Origin of the sequence: Paenarthrobacter sp. CM16 (assembly GCF_013179505.1) — a bacterium.
Lineage (GTDB): Bacteria > Actinomycetota > Actinomycetes > Actinomycetales > Micrococcaceae > Arthrobacter.
Map to the genome: position 1 here is coordinate 1 of NZ_JABMCX010000549.1, position 1,247 is coordinate 1,247.

Annotated in this window: 2 protein-coding genes; both read right to left on the reverse strand. The window is 63.2% G+C overall.

Features of this window, described 5'->3' with window-relative positions:
* A partial coding sequence (locus HP499_RS24385) for a cation diffusion facilitator family transporter (protein WP_253951782.1) occupies positions 1-713 on the reverse strand: 713 nt, incomplete at its 3' end.
* Positions 710-1,036: a helix-turn-helix transcriptional regulator gene (locus HP499_RS24390; RefSeq protein WP_172326594.1), complete on the reverse strand. Its 327-nt coding sequence runs from the start codon at positions 1,034-1,036 to the stop codon at positions 710-712. The genes HP499_RS24390 and HP499_RS24385, both read right to left, overlap by 4 nt.
* Positions 1,037-1,247 lie beyond the last annotated feature (211 nt).

The window sequence follows — 1,247 nt, forward strand, 5'->3', positions numbered from 1 at the left end:
TCGATGATTGCCGGAGCGGATGCTGCTGGGGTCTTATCGGTGGGCGTGCAGCAGTCGTCTTCTTCGTCGGCGTGGCGATCGGCGTGCGGAATGGCGCAGCAAGCCTCGCCTTTCCAGGCGTTGATGCCTTCCCGGACGGCGATCCCGGCGATGACCAGTGCCGCACCGGCATCGGCCCACCACCAGCCCAGGGTGCTGTTCAGAACCAGGCCTATCAGCAGGACGGCGGAGAGGTAGGTGCAGAGCAGAGTCTGCTTGGAGTCGGCGACTGCGGTCCGGGAGCCGAGCTCCCGCCCGGCGCGGCGCTGAGCCCACGACAGCACCGGCATGATCGCCAAACTCAACGCAGCGATAACGATGCCCGGCGTTGAATGTTGGGCCTCTCCCGCCCCGGTCAGTGAGCGGACAGCGTCCACGGCCACGAACGCGGCAAGGGCGAAGAAGGAGATGGCAATGATCCGCAACGTCAGGTGCTCACGCCGCTCCGGGTCCTTGGCGGAGAACTGCCAGGACAAGGCAAGAGCCGAGGTAACCTCGATGATCGAATCGAGGCCGAAGCCAATCAGCGCCGACGAGTCAGCAGCCCCTCCGGCCCAGAGTGCGACAACCGCCTCGATGACGTTATAGGTGATGGTCGCGGCCGCGAACAGGCGGATGCGACGCATCAGGACAAGCCGGCGCTCCGGCGCAGGAGCTTCGAGGACCGCGCTCATACCAGGCACGTCCCGTCCGGGGCGCAGCAGGCCGGATCGACTGCGAGGACGACAGCGATCAGGTCTTTGATGGCATGTCCGAGCCTCGCGTCGGCCAGCTCATACCGGCTCCGCCGCCCATCAGGGACCGCCACCACCAGCCCACAGCCGCGCAGACACGTCAGATGATTGGACATGCTTTGCCTCGACACCCCCAACGAATCGGCCAGATCCGAGGGATATGACGGGGTACCCGAGAGTGCCAGAAGAATCCGGGCGCGGGTAGGGTCTGACACCGCATAGCCGAACCGGGCCAGCACAGGTGCCTGAGTGAGCGTCTCCATACAAACAAAGTACATCGGCTGCTGTATTCACGCAATTCTGTACTTTGACTGCTCCGTCTCCCTCCAGGGCTGCCAGTCTGCAGCTAACAACGAGTAGGCAGACGAACATTTACGACTGAAAACCGGGCCTACTTGGTGAAAAGCTACATGGAGGTCCGCCAGTACATCCCACTCAGTAGATGCGGCGAAAGAAGGGTACTTTAAGGAAGCC